General features: G+C 39.9%; 3 protein-coding genes and 3 pseudogenes. 2 read left to right on the top strand and 4 right to left on the bottom strand.

Annotated features, from left to right (window positions below; translation table 11 throughout):
- A pseudogene (locus tag CCU_RS11365) lies at window positions 1-212 on the top strand (hypothetical protein); the annotation flags it as partial.
- 598 nt (window positions 213-810) lie between these two features.
- Here CCU_RS11365 and CCU_RS14975 read toward each other — a convergent pair.
- A pseudogene (locus CCU_RS14975) lies at window positions 811-981 on the bottom strand (sugar O-acetyltransferase); the annotation flags it as partial.
- Window positions 982-1,142: 161 nt separating this feature from the next.
- Here CCU_RS14975 and CCU_RS14980 point away from each other — a divergent pair.
- On the top strand, window positions 1,143-1,244 hold the full coding sequence (locus tag CCU_RS14980; RefSeq protein WP_118758606.1) for an AraC family transcriptional regulator: 102 nt from the start codon (window positions 1,143-1,145) through the stop codon (window positions 1,242-1,244).
- On the opposite strand, the gene CCU_RS11375 is transcribed toward CCU_RS14980, so the two are convergent.
- From CCU_RS11375 to CCU_RS11385, 3 genes and pseudogenes are all read right to left on the bottom strand, one after another.
- Window positions 1,239-1,838, bottom strand: coding sequence for a YczE/YyaS/YitT family protein (locus tag CCU_RS11375; RefSeq protein WP_015534767.1), 600 nt, complete (start codon window positions 1,836-1,838; stop codon window positions 1,239-1,241). The two genes, CCU_RS14980 and CCU_RS11375, sit on opposite strands and share 6 nt — an antisense overlap.
- A 204-nt stretch (window positions 1,839-2,042) precedes the next feature.
- Window positions 2,043-2,258, bottom strand: a pseudogene (locus tag CCU_RS14820) (LysR family transcriptional regulator); the annotation flags it as partial.
- Entirely contained in the window at window positions 2,170-3,321 is a 1,152-nt protein-coding gene (locus CCU_RS11385) for a hypothetical protein (RefSeq protein ID WP_334290615.1), read from the bottom strand. The pseudogene CCU_RS14820 and the gene CCU_RS11385, both read right to left, overlap by 89 nt.
- Between the last annotated feature and the right edge of the window lie 20 nt (window positions 3,322-3,341).

Raw genomic sequence — 3,341 nt, forward strand, 5'->3', positions numbered from 1 at the left:
CAAGCGTTGGAGAACACATAAACGTACCCGGAACGACTATCCACGTATTCTACGCCAAGAAAATGGGTGAGAAATATCTTGAGCGTTACAGGAAGTGTTTCGCCGATCCGGATATCTGTGAATTTGATCTGCAGCACGAAGAACTGCTGCTTGACGCCGACCGCTGGGTTCATGAGGTCTGCAGGGTGTGCGGCATAAATCACACTTTATAGTCCTCGTATAATATTCAAATAATCCCTACTTCTTCATAATCATATGGACCGCCCCTGCAAATGACAGTACAACGATCAATTTACACAAAATTTAAGAGGATGGTGAATTGCCTCAGCAATACCTCCCACCCTCTAGTGACTGTATTTTTCTGTTGTCCGAACAACGAGACCGACCCTTACGTTCGGCATTGGAGCAAGGTTTTTCGCTGCCTGCCAGCGTCCTGTATCTTTCGCAACAGGATAGGTCACAAGCGATGTAACCTCGGATTGAATCGTGTCAGTCCACGTTGTTCTCATTATGCGCTGACCCCCAGCGAAATTCAATGAACCTGTAATTTAAAATCACTATGTTTTTATATACACTCATATACGCTCAAAAGTGGTTTAATTCCTATGTTTTTGGCTACCCCCATTTAACTTTTGCTTCAAACCATCGTAAGAAATTTTTTCTTTTAGATTTTTCTCTGTCTTTTCTATTTCTAGCGATACAAATGGTGGTTTAACTCCGTGTGATAATCCGATCACTCTATATCCTATATCATCAATTTGAATCTTTTTTCGTTATTTATTTTATTCCAAAAACATCTTCTGGGATTCCATCTGGATATATCGGATGACCCGCTGTGTATATCTCTACATTTGGCGCCATGAAACAATTGTCACCTATGGCCACCTTTGCAACATCAAGGATTGTACAGTTATAATTTGCAAAGAAGTTCTTGCCCACTTCTATATGTGAACCGTAATCGCAGTAAAATGGTGGGTTAACACAAGCTCAATCAGACTTGCCAAACAACTCCTTTACAACCTCTGATATGCCGTTGAAATCCGAGCGTTCCATGAAGTTTAGCTTCTGCAATTTCCAGCCTACATAATGATGGAACAGCTATCCCTCTATCCCGACTACAGAGGTGTCAGCCACTGGCATGAGTGGCATACGCCTGTGGATTTTCCGGTACGAGCTATTTCTGTGAGTTGTTTCACAGGCACTATGGGATTACGCCGAATGAATATAGGAAAGAGAATTTATAGTTTTATGATTCTCTTTGCTCTCCCAACAGTAAACTGAATTATTGGCCCCGATACAATCACAGTAACAACCGTACACACACCGAACTTTCCCCCAAGGATCACACCTATCACAACCATGGCCGCATCAAGTATCATCCTGACTATCTTCACCTGCCAGTGATTCTTCTCTGCAAGTGCAAATGTCACAGCCTCGTACGAACCACGCCCAAGGTCTGCTGCCGCATACAGTCCTGTTCCCACCGCAAACAGCACAATTCCGACGAGCATGATCAACATATTGAGCCACATGTATTTGCTGTAGACATGCATTTGCGCAAACAGATCAACACACAAGCTGTAAACGATCTGGTAAAGTATCGTTCCTATATGTATCTGCGATCTGTCATATATGAGAACAAACAAGATCATAATCACCGCCACGATGAACGACGCTGCTCCAATACTCACATGAAACGTACCGGATATTCCCTGCCATAATACCGCAAGCGTTGCACCGCCAAATCCGGCATACAATGCCAGGGTTATACCATATGCGGCAATAACTGAACCAATTATTATAACAGTTATCTTCTTTATCCACTCTCTTTTACTCATACAACCTCCCGTTGCCAAATAAAAAGACTATAGATAAAACTGTTATGTTCAGAAACAGCAAAATCTATAGTCTTCTTACGTGCCGAGACAAGCTCTTTTTAATTGTTGCTATACTATATCATTTATAACTTTTTGTCAATAACTGGTATTTCATCCCCTACCACCTGGATACAATTTCAAGAGTCTTGTCAATTAAATTCTCTCCTATGCCTGAAAAGCATTTATTTCTTCTATCATCTTACTAACCGCCAGGGAATATGGAATGTTTCGTCTCCAGGCAATCACGGTACTTGTCGTAATTTCAGGAAAAATTTTTCGTTGTACAAGAATGTCATCTCTCCAATACTTTGCAGCACCTTCGATTGATATCGGATACCCCAATCCATTTGCTGCCATGACTCCGGCATTGGTTCCAAGATCTATCAACAAACTCGTCAATCATAAAATCCTTGGCCCAATGATAGATACTCATGTAAGTATCAAGATACTCCTTAATCTCATTTATCATCTGCTCATTCTGAATCATCTTGACTGAATCATCCATGTCAAAGGTTTTATAATTAAAATCAACTAATATCTCTGTTATTCCTGCAACATACTCTGTTGCCTCATGTTCCAGACACATTCCATCCATTTTATAATACATATCCACAAGTTTCTTCAAATCAAGCAGACTACAACACTTTATTTTTTTAATTTCTGTTTGTATCTTTGCATCTTTTTTGTCATCTTTACCGCGAACAGCGCCAGAAAAATAATTATACATGCTTGAAGCAATCACATCCCACTTATGATCTATGTATTTAGATACGCTTTCAAAAGCTTTAGAGGATACATATATTCTTTCCATATCATATCCCGTAACCTCCTGACTTAAAGTTCTAAGTCGATTCAAAATATCTTTTTCTTCGAGAATAGTACTAAAAGAATTGATCGCATCTATAACCTCACCATCAGTCTGGAACCCAACGGGAATCTCGAACCCCGATTCCGACCGGCATAAAATCTGTTTGTGTAATCTCTCCATTTTGAACCTTGATCTGGATATCTTTTTGTTCTGGCAGAATTGATTCATATGTTGATTGATGACGCCACATATATTGTTATACCGATCAATATCCTTCTGACATATAAACTCACCGTAACAAGCTCCTGTGAATACATCCTCCAGTGACATATTCTGCAAGTAAGCACTAGCATCTTCCGCAATTTCCGCTACCTCATCACCAGCAATCTCTGCGATTCGATTAAAAGCAGTAATATTCTCCATATGAATTCGTGCATTCTCGTTGACGATTCTATACGGAATTGCTGACGCAATATTCGTATCGCTAAAGATATTTTTTCTGCTGGCCCAGAAATCAATAAAATAACCCGCAAATCCATAAAATACTTTTACAGCCTCTATTCTGGAAGCTGCATCGTCATATTTATCAACGATATACTCTGGCAAGATCTTACTTATCATATCTGCTTTTAGCATATCCTTGTATATAGGATCCG

Origin of the sequence: Coprococcus sp. ART55/1, from assembly GCF_000210595.1 — a bacterium.
GTDB lineage: Bacteria > Bacillota > Clostridia > Lachnospirales > Lachnospiraceae > Coprococcus > Coprococcus aceti.